The sequence below is a fragment of the Variovorax sp. TLI9-5A genome (genome assembly GCF_056867935.1).
Genome location: NZ_CP200310.1, coordinates 4,189,537 through 4,210,047, shown reverse-complemented (window position 1 = coordinate 4,210,047; position 20,511 = coordinate 4,189,537). Strand labels below are relative to the sequence as shown.

The 20,511-nt window shown below is 68.2% G+C and carries 22 protein-coding genes; 12 read left to right on the top strand and 10 right to left on the bottom strand.

The window, feature by feature from the left end; all coding sequences use genetic code 11:
• Nucleotides 1–38: 38 nt before the first annotated feature.
• The gene (locus tag AC1VNX_RS19935; protein WP_483158684.1) at nt 39–962 is read left to right on the top strand and encodes a YihY/virulence factor BrkB family protein; all 924 of its coding nucleotides are present in this window, start codon (nt 39–41) and stop codon (nt 960–962) included.
• Between the two features lie 22 nt (nt 963–984).
• Here the strand turns inward: AC1VNX_RS19935 and AC1VNX_RS19930 are convergent, their stop codons facing one another.
• Nucleotides 985–1,551, bottom strand: coding sequence for a DUF924 family protein (locus AC1VNX_RS19930; RefSeq protein ID WP_483158682.1), 567 nt, complete (start codon nt 1,549–1,551; stop codon nt 985–987).
• A 116-nt stretch (nt 1,552–1,667) separates the two neighbouring features.
• Here AC1VNX_RS19930 and AC1VNX_RS19925 point away from each other — a divergent pair, with 116 nt between their 5' ends.
• The 4 genes from AC1VNX_RS19925 (at nt 1,668) to AC1VNX_RS19910 (ending at nt 5,102) form a co-directional block, all read left to right on the top strand.
• Nucleotides 1,668–2,117: a CHRD domain-containing protein gene (locus AC1VNX_RS19925; protein ID WP_483158680.1), complete on the top strand. Its 450-nt coding sequence runs from the start codon at nt 1,668–1,670 to the stop codon at nt 2,115–2,117.
• A gap of 64 nt (nt 2,118–2,181) precedes the next feature.
• Entirely contained in the window at nt 2,182–3,402 is a 1,221-nt protein-coding gene (locus AC1VNX_RS19920; protein ID WP_483158678.1) for a patatin-like phospholipase family protein, read from the top strand.
• 101 nt (nt 3,403–3,503) lie between these two features.
• Complete coding sequence (locus AC1VNX_RS19915; RefSeq protein ID WP_483158676.1) at nt 3,504–4,253, top strand: acetoacetate decarboxylase; 750 nt, start codon at nt 3,504–3,506, stop codon at nt 4,251–4,253.
• A 66-nt stretch (nt 4,254–4,319) separates the two neighbouring features.
• Nucleotides 4,320–5,102 carry a 3-hydroxybutyrate dehydrogenase gene (locus AC1VNX_RS19910; RefSeq protein ID WP_019653083.1) on the top strand — a complete coding sequence of 261 codons (783 nt, stop codon included), beginning with the start codon at nt 4,320–4,322 and terminating at the stop codon, nt 5,100–5,102.
• A 105-nt stretch (nt 5,103–5,207) separates the two neighbouring features.
• On the opposite strand, the gene AC1VNX_RS19905 is transcribed toward AC1VNX_RS19910, so the two are convergent.
• Nucleotides 5,208–6,158: a bifunctional helix-turn-helix transcriptional regulator/GNAT family N-acetyltransferase gene (locus tag AC1VNX_RS19905; protein WP_483158674.1), complete on the bottom strand. Its 951-nt coding sequence runs from the start codon at nt 6,156–6,158 to the stop codon at nt 5,208–5,210.
• 146 nt (nt 6,159–6,304) lie between these two features.
• On the opposite strand from AC1VNX_RS19905, the gene AC1VNX_RS19900 reads away from it, so the two are divergent.
• A complete protein-coding gene (locus AC1VNX_RS19900; RefSeq protein ID WP_483158672.1) occupies nt 6,305–8,698 on the top strand; it encodes a YgiQ family radical SAM protein in 2,394 nt (797 codons plus the stop codon).
• A gap of 3 nt (nt 8,699–8,701) precedes the next feature.
• On the opposite strand, the gene AC1VNX_RS19895 is transcribed toward AC1VNX_RS19900, so the two are convergent.
• Nucleotides 8,702–9,367 (bottom strand): DUF1294 domain-containing protein, encoded by a 666-nt coding sequence (locus AC1VNX_RS19895; protein ID WP_483158670.1) that lies wholly within the window; start codon nt 9,365–9,367, stop codon nt 8,702–8,704.
• 17 nt (nt 9,368–9,384) lie between these two features.
• Nucleotides 9,385–9,765: a tautomerase family protein gene (locus AC1VNX_RS19890; protein WP_483158668.1), complete on the bottom strand. Its 381-nt coding sequence runs from the start codon at nt 9,763–9,765 to the stop codon at nt 9,385–9,387.
• 231 nt (nt 9,766–9,996) lie between these two features.
• Here AC1VNX_RS19890 and AC1VNX_RS19885 point away from each other — a divergent pair, with 231 nt between their 5' ends.
• Together AC1VNX_RS19885 and AC1VNX_RS19880 are read left to right on the top strand one after the other, a co-directional pair.
• Nucleotides 9,997–10,914: a DMT family transporter gene (locus AC1VNX_RS19885; protein ID WP_483158666.1), complete on the top strand. Its 918-nt coding sequence runs from the start codon at nt 9,997–9,999 to the stop codon at nt 10,912–10,914.
• 38 nt (nt 10,915–10,952) lie between these two features.
• Nucleotides 10,953–11,858 carry a hypothetical protein gene (locus AC1VNX_RS19880; protein ID WP_483158664.1) on the top strand — a complete coding sequence of 302 codons (906 nt, stop codon included), beginning with the start codon at nt 10,953–10,955 and terminating at the stop codon, nt 11,856–11,858.
• Nucleotides 11,859–11,864: 6 nt separating this feature from the next.
• Here the strand turns inward: AC1VNX_RS19880 and AC1VNX_RS19875 are convergent, their stop codons facing one another.
• Complete coding sequence (locus AC1VNX_RS19875; RefSeq protein WP_483158662.1) at nt 11,865–12,740, bottom strand: CoA transferase; 876 nt, start codon at nt 12,738–12,740, stop codon at nt 11,865–11,867.
• 163 nt (nt 12,741–12,903) lie between these two features.
• Between AC1VNX_RS19875 and AC1VNX_RS19870 the strand changes: the two genes are divergently transcribed.
• Entirely contained in the window at nt 12,904–13,806 is a 903-nt protein-coding gene (locus tag AC1VNX_RS19870) for an SDR family oxidoreductase (RefSeq protein WP_184638528.1), read from the top strand.
• A gap of 13 nt (nt 13,807–13,819) precedes the next feature.
• Here the strand turns inward: AC1VNX_RS19870 and AC1VNX_RS19865 are convergent, their stop codons facing one another.
• Nucleotides 13,820–14,278, bottom strand: coding sequence for an Lrp/AsnC family transcriptional regulator (locus AC1VNX_RS19865; protein WP_483158659.1), 459 nt, complete (start codon nt 14,276–14,278; stop codon nt 13,820–13,822).
• Nucleotides 14,279–14,404: 126 nt separating this feature from the next.
• Here AC1VNX_RS19865 and AC1VNX_RS19860 point away from each other — a divergent pair, with 126 nt between their 5' ends.
• Entirely contained in the window at nt 14,405–15,013 is a 609-nt protein-coding gene (locus AC1VNX_RS19860) for a glutathione S-transferase (RefSeq protein WP_483158658.1), read from the top strand.
• A gap of 13 nt (nt 15,014–15,026) precedes the next feature.
• Here AC1VNX_RS19860 and AC1VNX_RS19855 read toward each other — a convergent pair whose 3' ends face one another.
• On the bottom strand, nt 15,027–15,425 hold the full coding sequence (locus AC1VNX_RS19855) for a DUF488 domain-containing protein (RefSeq protein WP_301511074.1): 399 nt from the start codon (nt 15,423–15,425) through the stop codon (nt 15,027–15,029).
• Between the two features lie 34 nt (nt 15,426–15,459).
• Nucleotides 15,460–17,334 (bottom strand): PhoX family protein, encoded by a 1,875-nt coding sequence (locus tag AC1VNX_RS19850; RefSeq protein ID WP_483158655.1) that lies wholly within the window; start codon nt 17,332–17,334, stop codon nt 15,460–15,462.
• 90 nt (nt 17,335–17,424) lie between these two features.
• Here AC1VNX_RS19850 and AC1VNX_RS19845 point away from each other — a divergent pair, with 90 nt between their 5' ends.
• Nucleotides 17,425–18,255: a crotonase/enoyl-CoA hydratase family protein gene (locus tag AC1VNX_RS19845; protein ID WP_483158653.1), complete on the top strand. Its 831-nt coding sequence runs from the start codon at nt 17,425–17,427 to the stop codon at nt 18,253–18,255.
• A 383-nt stretch (nt 18,256–18,638) separates the two neighbouring features.
• The gene (locus AC1VNX_RS19840) at nt 18,639–18,953 is read left to right on the top strand and encodes a hypothetical protein (protein ID WP_483158651.1); all 315 of its coding nucleotides are present in this window, start codon (nt 18,639–18,641) and stop codon (nt 18,951–18,953) included.
• Between the two features lie 36 nt (nt 18,954–18,989).
• On the opposite strand, the gene AC1VNX_RS19835 is transcribed toward AC1VNX_RS19840, so the two are convergent.
• Nucleotides 18,990–19,148: a hypothetical protein gene (locus AC1VNX_RS19835; protein ID WP_483158649.1), complete on the bottom strand. Its 159-nt coding sequence runs from the start codon at nt 19,146–19,148 to the stop codon at nt 18,990–18,992.
• 101 nt (nt 19,149–19,249) lie between these two features.
• On the bottom strand, nt 19,250–20,497 hold the full coding sequence (locus AC1VNX_RS19830) for an acyl-CoA dehydrogenase family protein (protein WP_483158647.1): 1,248 nt from the start codon (nt 20,495–20,497) through the stop codon (nt 19,250–19,252).
• Nucleotides 20,498–20,511: the final 14 nt, after the last annotated feature.

Sequence of the window (20,511 nt, the reverse complement as noted above, 5' to 3'; positions counted from 1 at the left end):
TCCGGCTGCTTCACGCGTTTCACGGAGGACATTCCAGCATGGTCACGCAACTGCGCGCGCTCTTCGATCTCTGCCGCCGGGCCTTCAATTCGTGGTCCAACGACTACGCCCCGAGCATGGGCGCTGCGCTGGCCTACTACACGGTGTTCTCGATCGCGCCGCTGCTCTTGATCGTGATCGCGGTGGCGGGCCTGGTCTTCGGGCAGGAGGCGGCGCGAGGCGAGATCTTCGCCCAGCTCTCGGGCCTGATGGGCGAGCAGGGCGCGGCGGCGGTGCAGGGCATGCTGAAGGCGGTCAACAAGCCGGCCGAGGGCATCGTGGCCACGGTGGTCGGCATCGGGCTGCTGGTGGTGGGCGCCACCACCGTCTTCGGCGAGCTGCAGGATGCGCTCGACCGCATCTGGCGCGCGCCGGCGCGCACCAAGAACAAGGGCCTGTTCAACATGCTGCGGGTGCGGCTGCTGTCGTTCAGCATGATCATGGGCATCGGCTTCCTGCTCATGGTGTCGCTGGTGGCGAGCGCGGCGCTCGCGGCACTGGGCAAGTGGTGGTCGCCGATGTTCGGCGCGTGGGAGACGACGGCGCAGGTCGTCAACTTCGTCTTCAGCTTCGCGATGGTGACGGTGATCTTCGCGATGATCTACAAGATCATGCCGCGCGTGAAGGTGCAGTGGCGCGACGTGTGGGTGGGCGCCGCGGCGACGGCGCTGCTCTTCACCGTGGGCAAGCACCTGATCGGCCTGTACATCGGCAAGAGCAGCGTGGCCTCGGGCTACGGCGCGGCGGGCTCGCTGGTGGTGGTGCTGGTGTGGGTGTACTACTCGGCGCAGATTTTCCTGCTGGGCGCGGAGTTCACCTGGGTCTATGCGCGCACCTACGGTTCGATGAAGGACGCGAAGGGCATCGCCGAGTTGAACCCGTCGCCCACGCGCGAGGTGCCGCTGCCGCACAACGACGACTGAGCGGCACTGTCTTGTTGGCGGCTCAGCCTGCGAAGCCGCCTTCGTCCAGGAACTTCTGTTCTTCCGCCGTGCTGGTGCGTCCGAGCATCCGATTGCGGTGCGGAAAGCGGCCGAAGCGCGCGACGATGTCGCGGTGCAGCACGGCATAGCGCTGGGTGTTGTCGTCGAGCACGGCGTTGAGTTCCACCGAGCGCTCCTGCTCGGCCAGCACCTCGGAGTGCATGAAGGGCAGGTAGAAGAAACGTTGCAGCACGGGCTCGCATTGCCGGTCGAAGCCCGCCTCGACTGCCTGCTTGGCCACGGCCAGTGCCTGGCCATCGGTGGCCAGCATGTGCGGGTTGCCGCGCCAGGCGTTGCGCGGGAACTGGTCGAGCAGCACGAGCAGGGCCAGCGCGCCCTGGGCATCGGCCGCCCAATGGTCGAGCTCGCCGCGGGCCGCGGCCTGATGGGCTTCGGCGAAGCGGGAGATGAAGTCGGCGTCGAAGGCGTCGTTCTTGGCGAACCAGCGCTCGGGGCCGGCTTCGCTCCAGAAACCGACCACGTCGCGGGCTGAAGGGACTGCAGGGGCGGCAGGGGCTGATGAAGTCATCGACACATTCTCTTTCAGGTTGTGTGCGCCGGGCCAAGTCGGGGCGATGGCCGACAGGAAAGCGCCCGTCGAGCTGCCTATGCTGTGGACGCTTTCACAACCAGGAGATAAAGCTCATGACCAAATATGGCGCCCTCTTGCGCGCAGCCCTCGTCACTGGCGTTGCCAGTGCCGCGCTGGCCGGCTGCGGAATGATGTCGAAATCGAACGTCGCGAGCTTCAGCGGCGCGATGAACGCGGCGAGCGAAGTCCCGCCCAACATGACGCGCGGCAGCGGCATGGCCGAGGCCTGGCTCGACCGCGACACCAACGTGCTCAGGTACAAGATCACCTACACCGGCCTGAGCGGACCGGCCACCATGGCGCACTTCCACGGCCCGGCCGCGGCGGGAGCCAATGCGGGCGTGGTGCTGCCCTTTGCCAACCCGGCGAGTCCGATCGAGGGACAGGCCACACTCACTCCGGCGCAGGCGGCCGACCTGTCGGCGGGCAAGTGGTACGCCAACATCCACACGGCCGCCAACCCCGGTGGCGAGATCCGCGGGCAGATGCTGCCGAAGATGTGAAATCGTTCCAGGGGCAAGAGCCCCTGGTCAGGTTTGTGTCTCGGGGCTGGTGTCAAATGAACGCATGACGACGACACCAGCGAAGAAGAAAACCCGTGCCGCCTCCACCGCTTCCAGGAAGCCCCTTGACCCCTTCGCCTCGCGCCGCGAGGACATGCGCACCGCCCGCAAGGCGCTGGTGCTGCAGGGCGGGGGCGCGCTCGGCGCCTACCAGGCCGGCGTGTATGCGGCGCTCAGCGAAACCGAGTTGCAGCCGCACTGGATCGCGGGCGTTTCCATCGGCGCCATCAATGCCGCGCTGATCGCGGGCAACACCCAGGAAAAGCGCGTCGACCGGCTGCGCGAGTTCTGGCACCTCGTGTCTTCCGGGCCTTCGCAGCGCCTGCCTTCGTGGCTGGGCGACCGGGCCACGCAGAACCAGTACAGCGCCACGATGGCCTCGCTGGTGGGCATTCCGGGCTTCTTCGAGCCGCGCTACTCGCCGGCCTTCCTGATGGGCGGCGCCGCGCCGCTGCTGAGCTACTACGACACCTCGCCGCTGAAGTCCACGCTGGAGCGGCTCGTCGATTTCGACCGCATCAACGCCTGCGAGGCCCGCTTCAGCGTGGGCGCGGTGAATGTGCGCACCGGCAATTCGGTGTACTTCGACAACACGCGCCAGCGCATCGGGCCCGAGCACATCATGGCCAGCGGCGCGCTGCCGCCGGGCTTCGCGCCGGTGAGCATCGACGGCGACGACTACTGGGACGGCGGCATCGTGTCGAACACGCCGCTGCAGTACGTGCTCGACATGCATCCACGCAACGAGCCGCTGGTGGTGCTGCAGGTCGACCTGTTCAACGCGCGCGGCGAGATGCCCCGCACCATGGCGGGCGTGCTCGAACGGCAGAAGGACATCACCTACTCGAGCCGCACGCGCATGAATACCGACGCGCTGGCCGCCAACATGAACCTGCAGCAGGCGATTGCCGACCTGATCTCCAAGCTGCCCGCCAACCTGCGCAACGACCCCAGCGTGCACGAGGTGCAGTCGCAGCTCACGCACGAGCCCATCGACATCTTCCACCTGATCTACCGTGACAAGCCCTACGAGCTGGAGTCGAAGGACTACGAGTTCTCGCGCGCCGCGGTGGAAGAGCATTGGGAAGCCGGCGCGCGCGACATGCGCGTGACGCTGGCCCATCCGGAGACGCTGCGCGCCGACGCCACGGTCAATGGCGTGACCACCTTCGACCTCGGCGAGCATGGCTCCGGGCGCGTCAAGCGGCCGGGGCTTTCGCGATGAGCTTCAGGGGCGACCGGCGATTCAGCCCCGGCTAAGAAACCAGCGCGAGACTGGGCCGTCACTTCACCGTTCCAGCTTCACCAGGAGGAAATGTTTGCATCATGAACATTGAAGACGTGCGACGAACGGCATTCGCGATGCCGCTGACCAGTCCGGCCTTTCCGCCAGGGCCTTACCGTTTCATCAGGCGCGAGTTCCTGATCATCACGTACCGCACCGACATGGACGCTCTGCGCGCCGTGGTGCCCGAGCCGCTCGAAGTGGTCGAGCCGCTGGTCAAGTACGAATTCATCCGCATGCCCGATTCCACCGGCTTCGGCGACTACACCGAGTCGGGCCAGGTCATTCCGGTGCAGCTGCGCACCGCCAGGGGCGTGGAGAAGGGCGCGTACGTGCATGCGATGTACCTGAACGACCATCCGCCCATTGCCGGCGGGCGCGAGCTCTGGGGCTTTCCGAAGAAGCTGGCCTCGCCGGTGCTCGACTACGAGACCGACGTGGTCGTCGGCACCCTCGACTACGGCAAGGTCCGCGTGGCCAAGGCCACCATGGGCTTCAAGCACCGCACGCTCGACCCGGCGCCCATCCTCGCGGGCATCGCGCAGCCGAACTTCCTGCTCAAGATCATTCCGCACGTCGACGGAACGGCCCGCATCTGCGAGCTGGTGCGCTATCACATGGTCGACGTGACGCTGCACGGCGCGTGGGGCGGGCCCGGTTCGCTCGAACTGCACCCGCACGCGCTGGCGCCGGTGGCCGATCTGCCGGTGCGAAAGGTCGAGTCGGCGGTGCACTACATCGCCGACATGACGCTCGCGCTCGGCACGGTCGAGCACGACTACCTCGCCTGATTCTTGCTGGCGGCTTCGGTTTTCACGCCGCCAGCTTTCCAACCCCAACCCTCAAGGAACATCACCATGCAACTCAAGGACAAGGTCGCCTACATCACCGGCTCGGCCAGCGGCATCGGCAAGGAAATCGCCATCCTGTTCGCGCAGGAAGGCGCGAAGATCATCATTGCCGACCTCAACAAGGAAGCGGCCGACGCCACCGCGGCCGAGCTCAAGGCCACGGGTGCGCAGGCCATCGGCGTGGGCGTGGACGTGACGAACGAAGACCAGGTCAACGCCTCGGTGGAAGAGGGCGCGGCTGCCTTCGGCGGCATCGACATCCTCATCAGCAACGCCGGCATCCAGATCGTGCACCCGGTGGAGGAATTCAGCTTCGCCGACTGGAAGAAGATGCTGGCGATCCACCTCGACGGCGCCTTCCTCACCACCAAGGCCTGCCTGAAGCACATGTACGCGCAGGGCCGCGGCGGCAGCGTGATCTACATGGGCTCCGTGCACTCCAAGGAGGCCTCGCTGCTGAAGGCGCCCTACGTGACGGCCAAGCACGGACTCATCGGCCTGGCCAAGACGGTCGCCAAGGAAGGCGCCAAGCACGGCGTGCGAGCCAACGTGATCTGCCCGGGCTTCGTACGCACGCCGCTCGTCGAGAAGCAGATTCCCGAGCAGGCCAAGACGCTGGGCATCACGGAGCAGGAAGTCATCAAGAATGTGATGCTGAAGGAGACCGTCGACGGCGAGTTCACGACCACGGAAGACGTGGCGCGCGTGGCGCTGCTGTTCGCGGGCTTCCCGACGAATGCGCTCACCGGCCAGTCGCTCGTGGTGAGCCACGGCTGGTTCATGCAGTAACTGTTGCTCGCCCCCAGGCTGCGCGCACTTCGTGTCGCTTCGCCAACCCCCTGCCGGGGGCAACACCAGCGGCCCGGCAAAGCCGGTTCCGCGGTGTTCCTGGCACTACAGCTTCAATTCCCAGGTCTCGCCCTCGAGCGGGGTGCCGTAGCCCTCGTGCGGCTCGGAACCTGTGAGCTGGAAGCCGCGGCTGGCATAGATGCCGCGAGCGGCCGTCAGGCAGCTGTTGGTCCACAGCACCATCTTCCGGTAGCCCTTGAGGCGGGCGAAGGCGATGCATTCGTCGACCAGCTTGCCGCCCAGCCCCAGCCCGCGCGCGCCGGGCGTGAGGATCAACAGGCGCAGCTGCGCGACCGTGGCCGACTTGCGCACCACGAAGATCGAGCCCACACGCTCGCCGTTGAGCTCGGCGATCCAGCAGCGCTCCCATTCGGGCTGGAACTTGAGCAGGAACTCGCCCGCGATGCCGGCTACCAGCGCCTCGAAGGTGCTGTTCCAGCCGTATTCCCGCGCATAGATCTCGCCGTGCTGCTGCACCACCCAGCCGATGTCGCCCGGAGCCGGGCCGCGCAGGACGGCCGCCTGCGGCTTCGCGGGCGGCGCTTCGGGGTCGAGCAGCGACTGCACCGTGCCCATGGCGCGCACCAGCTGCTGGCGCTGCGCCGGCGCCAGCGAGGCGAGCAGGGCGGCAGCCTCTTCGCGTGATTTCTGCTGCAGCGGCGCGAACGCGGCATGGCCCGCGTCGGTCAGGCGCAGCACGCTCTGGCGCGCATCGCGCGGATGCGGCTCGCGCACCAGCCAGCCCTCGTTCTCGAAGCGGCGGAGGATGCGGCTCAGGTAGCCGGCGTCGAGCCCGAGGTCGCGCCCGATCTCGCTCGCGACGGCCATTTCGCGGTGCGCCAGTTCGTAGAGCACGCGCACGTCGGTCAGCGACATGGCGCTGCCGAGGTAGGGGTCCAGGGCGCCGATGCGGCGTGTGTAGAAGCGGTTGAACTGCCGGATCGCCTTGACGGCGGCGGTGTCGATTGGGGGTGAAAGCTCTAGCATGGTTGCCATTGTCATTTATATGCTTGACTTTGGCAATCAATTGGCTGGCGAGAGAACTTGGCTCCGGGATGTCATGAAGCGACAAGAATGATGGAAAACCCTAAAATCTAGGGTTGCCCACAACGGCGGCGCCCCGGCGCTGTCCGATCCCACCGATGAACGCCCCCGTCGACGTCTCCTTTTTCGCGCGTGCCGCCAAGCCGCTGACCAGCTACCGCAAGTACTGGGCGGCCCGTTTCGGCACGGCGAAGTTCCTGCCGACCTCGCGCAAGGAAATGGAGGCGCTCGGCTGGGACAGCTGCGACATCATCGTGGTCACGGGCGACGCCTACGTCGACCACCCCAGCTTCGGCATGTCGGTGATCGGCCGCATGCTGGAGGCCCAGGGCTTCCGCGTGGGCATCATCGCGCAGCCCGACTGGCACAGCGCGGAGCCCTTCAAGGCGCTGGGCAAACCGAACCTGTTCTTCGGCGTCACCGCCGGCAACATGGATTCGATGATCAACCGCTACACGGCCGACCGGAAGATCCGCAGCGACGATGCCTACACCCCCGGCGACGTCGGCGGTTCGCGCCCCGACCGCGCGGCCATCGTGTATTCGCAGCGCTGCAAGGAAGCCTGGAGCGACGTGCCGATCATCCTCGGCGGCATCGAAGGCAGCCTGCGCCGCATCGCCCACTACGACTACTGGTCGGACAAGGTGCGCCGCTCCATCGTGGTCGACGCCAAGTGCGACCTGCTGCTGTACGGCAACGCCGAGCGCGCCATCGTCGAGATCGCCCACCGCCTCGCCGCCAAGGAGCCGGTGCAGCAGATCACCGACGTGCGCGGCACCGCCTTCGTACGCCGTGAAACCCCCGAGGGCTGGTTCGAGATCGACTCCACCAGCGTCGACGAACCCGGCCGCGTCGAGGCGCACGTCAACCCGTACCTGATGGTGTCCGACCAGGCGAAGGCCAACGGCGCCACCTGCGCGAAGGAAGACGAGGCCGAGGCGGTGGCCAAGGCCGCCGAAGCCGCGGGCTCGACTGCCGTCAACCTCGCCATCAAGCCGCTGAACTTCGTGCCCAACCCCGCGCTGCAAGGCAAGGGCAAGACCAAGGTGCCGCCGCGCGAGCGCTCGGTGATCCGCCTGCCGGCCTACGAGCAGGTGCGCAGCGACCCTGTGCTCTACGCGCACGCCAACCGCGTGCTGCACCTGGAGACCAACCCCGGCAACGCCCGCGCGCTGGTGCAGGCGCACGGCGAGGGCACCACGGCGCGCGACGTGTGGATCAACCCGCCGCCCATTCCGCTCACCACGGCCGAGATGGACCACGTGTTCGACCTGCCCTACGCGCGCAGCCCGCACCCGCGCTACGCCGACGAGAACGGCAGCCACGACGGCGCGACCAAGATCCCCGCGTGGGAAATGATCCGCTTCAGCGTGAACATCATGCGCGGCTGCTTCGGCGGCTGCACCTTCTGCTCGATCACCGAGCACGAGGGCCGCATCATCCAGAGCCGCTCGGAAGACTCGATCATCAAGGAGGTCGAGGCCATCCGCGACTCGGTGAAGGGCTTCACCGGCACCATCTCCGACCTCGGCGGCCCCACCGCCAACATGTACCGCATCGGCTGCAAGTCGCCCGAGATCGAGGCCGCCTGCCGCAAGCCCAGCTGCGTGTATCCGGGCATCTGCCAGAACCTCAACACCAATCACGATCCGCTCATCAAGATCTACCGCCGAGCGCGTGCGTTGAAGGGCATCAAGAAGATCCTGATCGGCTCCGGCCTGCGCTACGACCTGGCCGTGCAGTCGCCCGAGTACGTGAAGGAACTGGTGCAGCACCACGTGGGCGGCTATCTCAAGATCGCGCCCGAGCACACCGAGCAGGGCCCGCTCACGAAGATGATGAAGCCCGGCATCGGCAGCTACGACAAGTTCAAGCAGATGTTCGAGAAGTACTCGGCCGAGGCTGGCAAGAAGCAGTACCTCATTCCGTACTTCATCGCCGCGCATCCGGGCACCAGCGACGAGGACATGATGAACCTCGCGATCTGGCTCAAGAAGAACGGCTTCCGCGCCGACCAGGTGCAGACCTTCTATCCGAGCCCGATGGCCACGGCCACCGCGATGTACCACTCCAACCGCAACCCGCTGCGCAAGATCACGCGCGAGAGCGAGACGGTGGACATCGTTCGCGGAGACAAGCGCCGCCGCCTGCACAAGGCCTTCCTGCGCTACCACGACGCCAACAACTGGCCGCTGCTGCGCGAGGCGCTCAAGGCGATGGGCCGCGCCGACCTGATCGGCAACGGCAAGCACCATCTCATTCCGACCTGGCAACCGCTGACCGATGGCGGCTACACCAGCGCGCGCCGCAAGAACTCGACCGTCGCTCCGGCGGTCAACAAGTCCGCGCCGGTCAAACTGGCACCGGTGAAGCCCTCCAAGGGCCGCATCCTCACGCAGCATACCGGCCTGCCGCCGCGCGACAACGGTTCGGCCGCGGCGCCGCGCAAGGCTGCCGGCCCGGTGCGCGGCAGCATCCGCAAGCCGCGCTGAGTTTCAGAACGCCAGCAGTCCCGCTGGCAGCAGCTTGCCTACCCAGGCGCCCACGGCCGCCATGTGTGCCAGCACCGTGGCCCAGTAGCCCGCCATGAAGCTCGCCTTGCGCACCTTGTGGCGGAACAACCGCTGCGCGACCCAGGCGCCCGGCCAACCCCCGATCAGCGAGAGCAGGTGCAGCGTGCTCTCCGCGGTGCGCCAGCGGCCTGTTTCGGCTGCGTTCTTGTCGAAGCCGTAGATGAAGAAAGTCAGCAGGCTGAGCAGCGCCAATACGCCGAGCGCGATCGGCGGAAGGCGTGCTGTCCACACGCCATAGCCGAGCAGCGCGCCGTATGCCACGAGCAGAAGAACCATCGGCAAAGGGGACGAAGAAGAGGCCGAGGAACGCACCGAGCGATCAGGTTGCCGGCGAGGCGGCGCGGACCTCCGCTGCGGTTGTGATTGCGGCTGCCGCGCCGCACCGGCTACCTGCACCGACATCGCACGTGGCCCCTTGCCGCCCACATGGATCTCCTCGAAGTTCACCCTCATGCCGACTTGCGGCGCGGTGCCCCGGTCGGTGAAGTCGCGCAGGTGCACGAATACATCGGCGGAGATTTCGGGACAGCGGATGAAGCCGAATCCCCGGTCCTTCTCCCATCGAACGAGCGTGCCCTGGCGTTTCATCGCCGGGATTCTCGCTGCTATGCGTACTGCATCTCCCCGTTGCCGAACGACCAGTTCTCCTTCGCCACCTCGACGAGGTTGATGAACACGTCCTCGCGCCGTATGCCCAGCCGGCCGTGCAGGTCGTCGGCCACGCGCCTGTAGAAGGCCTTCTTCATCTCGGTGGTGCGCCCCTGGTTCAGCGTGATCTGGATCAGCACGAAGCCCGGCGAATACGCGACGCCGAGGTAGCTCGCCGGATGCACCAGCTCATGCGGGGCGTGCCGCGTGATGACCTGGAACTTGTCGTGCTCCGGCACGTTGATGGTGTCCCGCATGGCCTGGTAGACCAGGTCGCCGATGGCCGGGCCCAGGGTTTCGGGGGTGTCGCTGGAAAGATCGATTCGCACCAGTGGCATATGCCGTTCCTCGAAAAAGTCTTGGACGCATAAGATACGCGACATGGCCCGCCATCTTTCTCCCCCCTCCGTCGTCCGCAGCTGAAGCGCGCTTCGCGCTCAGACCCACGCGGTTGCCGCCAGTCGTCCCCCTTTGGCCGGCCGGCGGCTCGGATGGTCACGCCCGCTGCCTGAGCCCCGGTCCTGAAGCGATCGGCCATGGCGGGCGTCATGGAGAAAGAACTTTCATCAATGAACGCAAGAACGTCTGCCGCCCTGGCCTGGGGCGGCGTGTTGCTGGCTGGCGCCCTCTGGGGCGGTGGTGCGCTGGTGGCGCAATTCCTGATCGATGGCGGCATCGCGCCGCAGAGCCTGTCGCTGGCGCGCTTCGCCCTCGGGCTGCCGCTGCTGTGGTGGCTGCACTGGCGGGCGCCGGCGATCCCCGGTGCCGGCTGGGCCGATCTGAGCAGCCGGGAGCGGTCGCAGATGCTGGCTACAGGCGCTGCAATGGCGCTCAACGTGAGCTGCTGGTTCGCCGGCATCGTGCACCTGGGCGCGGCGCTGCCGACCGTCATCTCGATCTGCTGCGCCCCGGTGATCGTCACGCTGGTTTCGGTGCTGCGCGGCTATGAGCATCTCGGCCCCAGGCTGATCGCCGGCCTGCTGCTCGCGCTGGCCGGCGTGCTGCTGCTGGTGATGCCCGCCGGAGGATGGGGCCCGCTGGCCTCGGGGCATGCGGCTGGCGTGGCCTGGTCGCTGGGCTCGGCCTTCTGCTACGCGATGGTGGTGCTGGGCAACGCGCGCATGCCGGCGCGGGTGCCGGCTGTCACGGCCTCGGCCTGGGGGATGACGGCAGCGGCGCTGTGCATGCTGGCCGTGGCGCTGCCTTCGGGCATCACCTGGCCAGCCGGCGGCGCCCAATGGCTGGGCGTGGGCTACACGGGCGTGGTGACGACCTCGGTGGCCTACCTGGCCTTCGCCTGGGGCGCGCGGCGCCTGTCGCCGACGGCGGCGGTGGTCGGCACGCTGATCGAGCCGCTGGTGGCCGGCTTGCTGGCCGCTGCGCTGTTCTCGCAGCCCATGACGTCGCGCCAGTGGGCAGGGGCCTTGCTGCTGGCTGGCGCGATGCTGATGTTGGTGCGGCGCAGCAAGCAGGCGCAGTCCGACTGAAGCCAAGGGCGGGGCACTCCGTTGTATGGTGTGGCCCCATGAGCAGCTCGCCCCATTCGCCGGTTTCGTGGATGCGCATCCTGGCGGCAGCGCTGTCGCTGGCGGTTTTCTCGGTGCCGGCCCTCGCGGCCGCGCCGGAGAGCTCTCCCGCGCAGGCGCTGCGCGCCGTCCACCAGCGGATGAGCGACAAGCTCAACCACAGCAGCTTCGGCCGGGCTGTGCAGCTCGACTCCATGGAAACGGCCGATGGCCTGCAGGGCGACGTCTATGCCGTGGTCGAGCACCCGCTCCCCGAGATCGCCACCGCGCTCAAGGACCCGGCCCACTGGTGCGACGTGCTGACCCTGCACGTCAACAACCGGCGCTGCCGCACCGGCAGCGGCCCTCAGGGGAGCGAGATGCTCACGCTCTACGTGGTGCGCCGCTACGACAAGCCGATCGACCAGGCCTTCGAGCTGCCTTTCGTCTACCGCGTCGCCGGCAGTTCGCCCGAGCACCTGCTGGTGGAGCTGTCGGCCGAGAGCGGCCCGCTGGGCACCAGCAACTACCGGGTGACGCTCGAGGCCGTGGCGCTCGACGAGCGCAAGAGCTTCCTGCACTTCAGCTACAGCTACGACCACAACACGATGGTGCGCCTGGGCACCATGGCCTATCTGGCGACCTTCGGCAGCGACAAGGTGGGCTTCACCGTGATCGGCAAGACGCCCGAGGGCCAGCCCGACTACATCCGCGGCCTGCGCGGACTCGTGGAGCGCAACGCGATGCGCTACTTCCTGACGCTGGATGCGTATCTCTCGGCGCCGGGGCCGGACCAGGCCGAGCGCCGCCAGCGTCGCTGGTTCGCGGGGGCCGAGCAGTACCCGCGCCAGCTGCACGAGATCGATCTGGACAAGTATCTCGCGCTCAAGCGGGAAGATCGGCAGCGCGACGGCTACAGCCGCTGAGCCGGATCAGTCGGCCAGCGTCAGCAGCGGCACGTCGCGCTCGCGGCTCATGGCGTCGAGTTCGGCGCGTGTGCGCGTCAGCAGCCAGGCGGCCAGTGCCTCGCGCGTGGCCGGCGCCAGCATGTCGCGCGAGGCGATCTGCGCGGCCTCGCAGAGCCGGTCGGCGAAATGCGGCTCCAGCGCCGCCACCGCCACGCGGCCATCGGCGCAGGGATAGACGCGGTAGCCGGCGTGCGCGCCGCCGACCGTGCCCGAAGGCTGCGTCAGGCCCCAGGTGCGGGGCAGAGCGAGCCAGTCGGCCGAGGCGTTCAGCGCCACTTCCAGATAAACACCGCCCGCCTTGCGCGAGCGCAGCAGCATGGCTTTCAGCACCGCCTCGCTGGCGAGCAGGGCGCCGCCCATGTCGGCGTAGAGCGTGGGAGGCAGTTCGGTGCCGGTGACGAGGCCGCTTTCGGCGAGGTAGGTCAGGTCGTGGCCCGGCTCCTCGGCGCGCTCGCCTGGTGCGCCGACGATGGCTACCTGCGACAGCGAAGGATGGCGCGCCTGCAGCGTGGCCCAGTCGAGCTTCAGCTTGGCGAGCGCCGAGGGGCGGAACGAAGTGAGCAGCACGTCGGTGGCCGCGAGCTCGGCGTGCAGCTGCTGCTGGCCGGCCTCGGACTTCAGGTCGAGGGTGCGGATCTCGATGCCCTCGTGCAGCGCGGTGTAGGCCGGGCGGTTGTAGAGCCCCATCGGGTCGCCGGCCGGCGGCTCCAGCTTCAGGCAGGTGGCGCCCATGCGGCGGCAACGCAGCAGCGCGGCGGGGCCGGGCAGGTTGAGCGCGAGGCTGAGGACGCGAACGCCCTCCAGCGGTGCGAAGGCTTGATCGTCGGCGGGGCTCGGCATCGGTCCTGGTCTCCGGAAGAATCGTTTCGCGCATTCTCGCCCGAGGGGCGGAGCCACTTCCCGCAAGCCGCGAAAGCACGGCGCGCGTAGCATGTGCCGGTGGCGGCGCCAGCTTCCCCTTCCTTTCTTCATGCCGCCCTCCCATCGATCAAGGAGACGACCCATGTTTGAAGCTTCCCTCATGAGCGGCCAGCGCATCCTGGTGACCGGCGGCGGCACCGGCCTCGGCCGCGCGATGGCCGAGCGCTTCCTGAGCCTCGGCGCCGACGTGGCGATCTGCGGCCGGCGCCAGTCGGTCTGCGAGGAGACGGCGGCCGAATGGCGCAAGCAGTTTCCGCAGCGGCGCATCGATACCTTCGGCGTGGACATCCGCATCGCGCAGCAGGTCGACGAGATGGTCGAGAGCCTGTTCCAGAGCGGCGGCCTCACGGGGCTGGTGAACAACGCGGCGGGCAACTTCGTCTCGCCCACCGAGGCTCTCTCGCCGCGCGCCTTCGATGCCATCGCCAACATCGTCTTCCATGGCAGCTTCTACGTGACTCAGGCGGTGGGCAAGCGCTGGGTGGCGCAGGCCAAGTCGGGCGAGTGGAAGCCAGGCGATGCTTTCCGCAGTGTGATGAGCATCATCGTCACCTGGGTCGACAACGGCAGCCCCTACGTGGTGCCCTCGGCCATGAGCAAGGCCGGCATCGAGGTCATGACCAAGTCGCTCGCGGTCGAGTGGGCGCGCCACGGCATCCGCCTGAACGCCGTCGGCCCCGGCGAGATTCCGACCGAGGGCATGAGCAAGCGCCTGAACCCCGGCGAGGAGCCCGGCGCGCGCAGCAAGCAGAACAACCCGATGGCGCGCACCGGCCGCATGAGCGAGCTGCAGAACCTCGCTTCCTTCCTGATGGCGCCGGGCCAGTGCGACTGGCTCACCGGCCAGAGCATCATGATGGACGGCGGCAACGCACTGGCCACCGGCGGCAACTTCTACGAACTGCGCCAGTGGAGCGATGCCGACTGGCTGGCCGCGCGCGAGCGCATCGAGGCGCAGAACCAGAAGGACAAGGCGCAGCGCTGAGGGCTGCGCCCCTTCATTTCTTCGGCAACCTGGCCGCGTGCACGGTGACCCACTTCTTCACCGGGCTGGACAGCACCAGCGAGGTCGTCACCGAGCCATCGACCGCCAGCGCGTCCACCACGCGCTCCAGGTCGGCCGGCTCGGCGATCGCGCAGCGCACGAAGAAGCAGTCTTCGCCGGTCACGCGATCGGCGCTCAGCACCTCGGGCATGGCCTCGAACAGCTTCAGGTATCTGGCGATACCCGCATGCGTGGTGTCGATGCGGATGATGGCCTGCAGCCCCACGCCCAGCGCGCGCAGGTTGACGCGCGCGCCGTAGCCCTCGATCACGCCCGCTTCTTCCAGCTTGCGCACGCGCTCGCTCATGGCCGGCTGCGACAGGCCGATGCGCTTGCCGATGGCGGCCAGGCTCTGGCGCGCGTCGGTCTGCAGCGCTTCGAGGATCAGGCGGTCTTTCTTGTCGATGTTCATGAGGAGCGGAGGGGGCGCATGGCCGCCGATGGTTGATCGGTTTGCGGCCCTGATTTTCGATGGATTGCCATTCGGCGCAGGCGATGTTGCCGGTATCGTGGGCCGGTCTTCCAGGAGAAACCATCCATGCAACTCGTCGGCATGCTCGACTCACCCTACGTGCGGCGCGCCGCCATCTCTTTGCGCCTGCTCGGCGTTCCTTTCGAGCACCGCTCGATCTCCGTCTTCAGCACCTTCGAGCAGTTCAGCGCCATCAACCCGGTGGTGAAGGCGCCCACGCTGGTCTGCGACGACGGCTCGGTGCTGATGGATTCGACGCTGATCGTCGATTACGCGCAGTCGCTCAGCGGGCGCAGCCTGCTGCCGGCAGACCCGGCGCGGCGGCTGCGCGAGCTGCGCCTCACGGGGCTCGCGCTCGCGGCCTGCGAGAAGACGGTGCAGATCGTCTACGAGCGCAAGCTGCGTCCGGCCGAGAAGCTGCACCAGCCGTGGATGGACCGCGTGCAGGGCCAGCTCGTCGCCGCGTATTCGGCGCTCGAGCGCGAGCTCGTTGCCGAGCCGCTGCCAGCCAGCGAAGAGACGATGACTCAGGCCGGCATCTCGACGGCCGTGGCCTGGGCCTTCACGCAGCTGCTGACGCCCGATGCGGTTTCGCCGCGCGACTTTCCGGCGCTGGCCGCTTTTTCCGCGCAGGCCGAGAGCCTGCCCGTGTTCCTCGCAGCGCCGATGGTCTGAAGAGGTACGTCGCTCAGTCGACGATCTTCGCGCCGCGCTCGGCCAGCAGGCTGCGCAGCACGGAGCGGTGGCAGCGCGATTCGTCCTCGCAGTAGCAGCCCACCGACAGCGATGCGCCGTGCGAGAGCGCGGCCAGCAGGTCGAGGCTGCGGCTCGCGTCGGGCTCGGCCATCTCGGACTTGAACTTGCGCACGAAGGCGTTCCACTGCGCGGGCGATGCCTCTTTCTGGGCCTCCTGCGCCTGCTTCATCGTCTCGACGGAAGGCGCCAGGTTCGGATACCACACGTCGTACCAGTCCTGCGAGGCGAACTCGGTCTTCGGAACGCCGCGCGGCGGACGGCGCACGGTGCCTACGCGCAGGCCCTCGTCGGGCGCGCGCGGTGTGCCGAGGCGGACGATGCGGATGCTCATGGTGGGTTTCCCTTTTTCTCTGCTTGTGCTTGTCTCAGGTGCCGACGATACCGCCATCGCGCCGGCGGATGGCCAGCGTCGCCGAGCGCGGCCGTGCGCTGCCCGGCGTGGCACCGTCGGGCCAGGCGCTGTTGGGCCTGGTGTCGCCGTCGTCGCGCGCTTCGCCTGGGTGCTGGATGTTGACGAACAGCGTGCGCCGGTCGGGCGTGACCACGCAGCCGGTGATCTCGCAGCCGTTGGGCCCCGTCAAAAAGCGCTTGATGCGGCCCGAGGCCGGGTCGGCGCACAGCATCTGGTTGTTGCCCAGCGCGGTGTAGGGCGGCTTGCCGATCACCTGGCCGCTCATGTCGGTCTGGATCCAGAGCAGGCCGCCACGGTCGAAGTGCAGGCCGTCGGGCGCACCGAAGGCGTCGGCCTCGGCGGAGGGATAGCGCGCGCCGCTGCCGGGCTGCGCCGGGTCGCCCGCCAGCGCGAAGTGGTCCCAGGCGAAGCCGGTGGCGGCGGCATCGCCCGCGTCCTCGCGCCAGCGCAGGATGCCGCCGAAGAGGTTGTTGGCGCGCGGGTTGGCCGCGTCCGGGGCGGGCTTGCCGGCGTCGCCGCGCTGGCTGTTGTTGGTGAGGGTGACGTAGACCTCGCCGCTTTGCGGGTGGATGGCGATCCATTCGGGGCGGTCCATCTTCGTGGCGCCGACATGGTCGCCGGCCAGCCGCGCGTGGATCAGCACCTCCGCCTGGTCGGCGAAGCCGTTCGCCGCATCGAGCCCGTTGCGCCCGTGCGTGAGTTCGAGCCACTGGCCGCGTCCGCCGGCGTCGTAGCGGGCGGCGTAGAGCGTGCCCTCGTCGAGCAGGTGGCGGTTGGCGGCGCGCGCGGCGGCGTCGGTGCCGGGGCGCACCTTGTCGCGGCTGATGAACTTGTAGATGTACTCGAAGCGCGAGTCGTCGCCCATGTAGACCACCAGGCGGCCGTCCTTCGCGACGGTGCAAGTGGCGCTTTCCTGGCGCTTGCGGCCCAGCGCGGTGCGCTTGATGGGTGTGGCCGTGGGGTCGAACGGATCGATCTCGACCACCCAGCCGAAGCGGTGCGGCTCGTTGGGATGGCGGCTCACGTCGAAGCGCTCGTCGAAGCGCCAGTACTCGACCCACTGCGAGCCGGCCACCGTGCCGTAGCGGCGCTGGGCCGGCGTCGCGTTGCGGGCCGCGTCCTTCGGGCCGCCGAAGTAGCCGTGGAAGTTCTCCTCGCAGGTCAGGTAGGTGCCCCACGGCGTGACGCCCATGGCGCAATTGGCGAAGGTGCCGAAGACCGAGTCGCCCGCCGGATTGGCCGCGGTGCGCATCAACGGCGTGCCGGCCGCGGGGCCGGCGATGCGCATCGGCGTGTTTCCGTGCACGCGGCGCGCGAAGGGCGAGGGCAGTACCTGCTGCCAGCCCTTGCCGGTGCGCCGGATCTCGATCACCGAGACGCCCATGGCGTGCAGCGACTTGCGGACCTTCACGGCGGTCCATTCCTTCACGCCGTCGGTGTGCAGCAGCTGCTCGTCGGTGTACTCGTGGTTCATCACGAGCAGGCCGCGCTCGCCGCCCGCATCGAGCGCGAAGAAGTGCATGCCGTCGTGGTGCATGCCGGCCTGCACGGCCTGGTCGTCGGCGCCGTTGCTTGCGTCGGGCGCGAAGGGCGGCATGCTGTTCGCGATGCCGGTGGGTGTGCCCCAGGGGTAGAGCAGCTGCCACTCGTACTCGGGCGGCACGACGATGCCGTCATGCAGGGAGGCCGGCACGCCGGTGAAGCCCAGCAGCTCGCCAGGGCGCGTGGCAGGGGCGGTGGACGGTGAGGCGCAGCCCTGCCCGAACAGCGCGACCACGGCGGCGGCCGAACCCGATTGAATGAGAAAGTGGCGGCGGTCCAGGGGCATGGTTGTGGTGTTGTGTTGGCGACAGGCGCCATCATCGCCTGAGCCCGTGCCCGGCGATACTGGCTCGGCAAACCGCCCCGGAGACATCGAATGACCGACCGCATCGAATGGACCCGCCACGCCGACGGCGTGGTGGAACTGCAGCTCTCGCGCGCCGACAAGATGAACGCGCTCGACCCGGCGATGTTCGATGCGCTCATCGAGGCCGGCGAGGCGCTGCGCGAAGACAAGGCGGCGCGCGCGGTGGTGATCTCGGGGCGCGGCAAGGCCTTCTGCGCGGGGCTCGACATGGCTTCGTTCGAGCGCATGCAGCAGCAGGACGCGGGTGCCGGTGTGCTGGGCGAAGGCGCCGCCGGTGCCGACCTGGTGGTGCGCACGCACGGCATCTCGAATGCCGCGCAGCAGGTCGCAATGGTCTGGCGCGAGGTGCCGGTGCCCGTCATTGCAGCAGTGCACGGCGTGGCCTTCGGCGGCGGCCTGCAGGTGGCGCTGGGGGCGGACATCCGCATCGTCGCGCCCGACACCAGGCTCTCGGTGATGGAGATCAAGTGGGGCCTGGTGCCCGACATGGCCGGCATGGTGCTGATGCGCGAGCTCGCGCGCAGCGACGTGGTGCGCGAACTCACCTTCACGGGGCGCATCTTCTCGGGCGAAGAAGCGCTGCGCCTGGGCTTCGCCACCCGTGTCTCGGCAGATCCGCTGGCCGAGGCGCTGCAGATGGCGCACGAGATCGCCGGCAAGAGCCCCGACGCGATCCGCGCGGGCAAGCGCCTCCTGAACGCATCGCTCTCGCAGAGCGCGGCCGAGCTGCTGCTGGCGGAGTCGGTGGAGCAGAAGGCGCTGATCGGCAGCCCGAACCAGGTCGAGGCGGTGAAGGCCAACATCGAGCGGCGCGCGCCGCGCTTCAGCGCGCCGGCCTGACGGCCGCCGGGGCGCCTGCATGGCGATGTCCCCGATGAAATCAATCGTTGCCAGGTGAACGCGCGGGCGGGTATGTCCCAGCCCGCCGCCGCCATTCTTCGCGCAACCTCGCATCCCCCGTTTCATGCGGGTGCGGTTACATCTGCGTCCGCCGTTCGGCCAGCCCTTCAATTCGGGCCGGAACAGCCGAAAACATCAAAAATCCCACTCGGTGTATCTTTATGTAAGAATAAAGTGGTTGTTTTATGGGGCAAAACCATGAGGATGGAGGCAATTTGTGTGCAGAAGGTCACGTCTCTTCCCCTGATAGCTCCTGCGGAGGATGGCTCCAGACAGCTCACTCATTAACAATCAAAAGCTTTGCTTAGCGACGGCGATCCTGCATGTCGACGACCACGTTTTTCTGTAACCTCAGCGTGCCCATCCTGGTGGGCGAGGATCGCTACAAGTACATCCCCATCGTGGGGGTCTTCCGCAGCATTCCGTTCGATCAAGTCGATGAATGGGTGATGCACTCCGACGGCCGGCCGCGCAGCGACCGCGAGCTGGCGGCCGAAGTTCTTGTCGAGATCCGCAAGCCGCTCGGCTCGAGTGGACGCACGGCGCCGCACGCCTTCGACGTCGCGGACATCCTGCAGCTCGACCGGGCCGCGGCGATCGTCGTGTCCACCTTCCTTGCGGCGCTTCCGCGCGTCTGAAGACGCCGCCGACACTTCAATTCCTTCAATCCTTCTTCAGTCGCACCTGAAGAGCACGCCGCTGCCCGGCGTGGTCGGCGTGGTCGGCGCGTCGGCCTGAGTCAGGAACCGGATCGGGTTCCCGTCGATGCGGCAGTAGGCCTGCGCCTCCTGCTGGCTTGCAGCCCTGAATACGCCGTCGTTGAGACGCTGCACTCCGGTTTGCGGCGTTGCGCAGCTGACGATGAGGAATGGGAGAAGGGCTGGCAGCAGGCGGCGCATGAAAGAGAAACGGGTCCGTTGGAGAACCCGCGACTTTAAGCGCTCCCCACCGCCCAGTAGAAAGTCGGCCTCGCTCCGTTGAGCAGGTGGTTGCCCACCACGCGCCCTTTGTAGATGGTCGGGTTGTGCGAGGCGAGCGTGCGCGCGTTGCGCCAGTGGCGGTCGAGCCGCCGGTCTTCCTGCAGCGCAGAAGCGCCGCCCACGTCGAAGAGCCGCGTGCCCGCCTGCAGCACCGCGTCGACGACGCCGGCCTGTGCCTTGGCGGTGTTCAGCTCCACCTCGAACAGCAGGCTCTCGGGCACTGCCTCGCCGCGCTGGCGGAAGCGGTCGACCTCGCCCAGGCCGCGTGCCACCGCCTGCACGGTCGATGCAGCGATGAAGGCTGTGCTCGCGAGCTGGCCGACGACCTGCTGGACCAGCGGGTCTTCGCGCGGCGTGTCGCCGCTGCCGTGGCTGTAGATGCGCTTGCGCGGCTGCACGAAGGCCACCGCGTCGCGCACGATGGCGCGCGCGATGCCGGCGAGCGTTGCAAGGTGCGTGAGCTGGAAATGCGCTGTCAGCGGGGTGGGCTGGTCGCGCACGTACAGCAGCACGTTCTCGGGCTTCACACGGACGTTGCGAAAACGCGTGGTGCCCGATGCACTCAGCCGCTGGCCGAAGCCGCGCCAGTCGTCCACGCGCTCCACGCCCTGCGCCTCGGCCGGCACGAGCGCGATCACGCGGTCGCTGCTGCCGTCGGCGTTCAGGCGCTGGGCCGAGACCGAGATCCAGTCGGCGTACAGCGTGCCGGTGCTGTAGAACTTGTCGCCGTCGAGCCGCCAGGCATCGCCGTCGCGACGCAGCGTGGTCTGCAGCTCGCCGAGCGGGCCTTCGCCGAGCTCGGTGGTGGCGTTGCCGAAGATCACGCCCTCGGCCGCCAGGCGCATCCACGGGCCGTGCAGCGCGGGGTCGATCTCGGCGAAGAGCCGTTCGATGAAGCCGAAGTGCGCGCGCAGGATCTGCGGCAGGTTGGAGTCGGCCTCGCCGAGCTCGATCAGCAGGTCGTAGAGCTGCTCCACCGAACCGCCCAGGCCGCCGTGCTCGACGGGCACGCGCAGCGCGCCGAAGCGCTCGGCGTTGAGCCAGGCCACGGGCTCGTAGGCTAGCTCGCGTTCGTTCTCGCGCTGGGCCGCGCGTTCGGCGATGCGCTGGAAGACGGGACGGAAGCGGGCGGCGAGCTGCTGGAAGGATGGCGCCTGTGCGCCCGGCGCCGCGGGGCGCGTCGTTGCTTGGATGGATTCCATGGAGGCGGGGCGGC

What these genes read in the sequence shown, in the direction of transcription:
- AC1VNX_RS19935 (WP_483158684.1), top strand. Translation starts at nt 39, where the DNA reads ATGGTCACGCAACTGCGCGCGCTCTTCGATCTCTGCCGCCGGGCCTTC.
- AC1VNX_RS19930 (WP_483158682.1), bottom strand. Translation starts at nt 1,551, where the DNA reads ATGACTTCATCAGCCCCTGCCGCCCCTGCAGTCCCTTCAGCCCGCGAC.
- AC1VNX_RS19925 (WP_483158680.1), top strand. Translation starts at nt 1,668, where the DNA reads ATGACCAAATATGGCGCCCTCTTGCGCGCAGCCCTCGTCACTGGCGTT.
- AC1VNX_RS19920 (WP_483158678.1), top strand. Translation starts at nt 2,182, where the DNA reads ATGACGACGACACCAGCGAAGAAGAAAACCCGTGCCGCCTCCACCGCT.
- AC1VNX_RS19915 (WP_483158676.1), top strand. Translation starts at nt 3,504, where the DNA reads ATGAACATTGAAGACGTGCGACGAACGGCATTCGCGATGCCGCTGACC.
- AC1VNX_RS19910 (WP_019653083.1), top strand. Translation starts at nt 4,320, where the DNA reads ATGCAACTCAAGGACAAGGTCGCCTACATCACCGGCTCGGCCAGCGGC.
- AC1VNX_RS19905 (WP_483158674.1), bottom strand. Translation starts at nt 6,158, where the DNA reads ATGGCAACCATGCTAGAGCTTTCACCCCCAATCGACACCGCCGCCGTC.
- AC1VNX_RS19900 (WP_483158672.1), top strand. Translation starts at nt 6,305, where the DNA reads ATGAACGCCCCCGTCGACGTCTCCTTTTTCGCGCGTGCCGCCAAGCCG.
- AC1VNX_RS19895 (WP_483158670.1), bottom strand. Translation starts at nt 9,367, where the DNA reads ATGAAACGCCAGGGCACGCTCGTTCGATGGGAGAAGGACCGGGGATTC.
- AC1VNX_RS19890 (WP_483158668.1), bottom strand. Translation starts at nt 9,765, where the DNA reads ATGCCACTGGTGCGAATCGATCTTTCCAGCGACACCCCCGAAACCCTG.
- AC1VNX_RS19885 (WP_483158666.1), top strand. Translation starts at nt 9,997, where the DNA reads ATGAACGCAAGAACGTCTGCCGCCCTGGCCTGGGGCGGCGTGTTGCTG.
- AC1VNX_RS19880 (WP_483158664.1), top strand. Translation starts at nt 10,953, where the DNA reads ATGAGCAGCTCGCCCCATTCGCCGGTTTCGTGGATGCGCATCCTGGCG.
- AC1VNX_RS19875 (WP_483158662.1), bottom strand. Translation starts at nt 12,740, where the DNA reads ATGCCGAGCCCCGCCGACGATCAAGCCTTCGCACCGCTGGAGGGCGTT.
- AC1VNX_RS19870 (WP_184638528.1), top strand. Translation starts at nt 12,904, where the DNA reads ATGTTTGAAGCTTCCCTCATGAGCGGCCAGCGCATCCTGGTGACCGGC.
- AC1VNX_RS19865 (WP_483158659.1), bottom strand. Translation starts at nt 14,278, where the DNA reads ATGAACATCGACAAGAAAGACCGCCTGATCCTCGAAGCGCTGCAGACC.
- AC1VNX_RS19860 (WP_483158658.1), top strand. Translation starts at nt 14,405, where the DNA reads ATGCAACTCGTCGGCATGCTCGACTCACCCTACGTGCGGCGCGCCGCC.
- AC1VNX_RS19855 (WP_301511074.1), bottom strand. Translation starts at nt 15,425, where the DNA reads ATGAGCATCCGCATCGTCCGCCTCGGCACACCGCGCGCGCCCGACGAG.
- AC1VNX_RS19850 (WP_483158655.1), bottom strand. Translation starts at nt 17,334, where the DNA reads ATGCCCCTGGACCGCCGCCACTTTCTCATTCAATCGGGTTCGGCCGCC.
- AC1VNX_RS19845 (WP_483158653.1), top strand. Translation starts at nt 17,425, where the DNA reads ATGACCGACCGCATCGAATGGACCCGCCACGCCGACGGCGTGGTGGAA.
- AC1VNX_RS19840 (WP_483158651.1), top strand. Translation starts at nt 18,639, where the DNA reads ATGTCGACGACCACGTTTTTCTGTAACCTCAGCGTGCCCATCCTGGTG.
- AC1VNX_RS19830 (WP_483158647.1), bottom strand. Translation starts at nt 20,497, where the DNA reads ATGGAATCCATCCAAGCAACGACGCGCCCCGCGGCGCCGGGCGCACAG.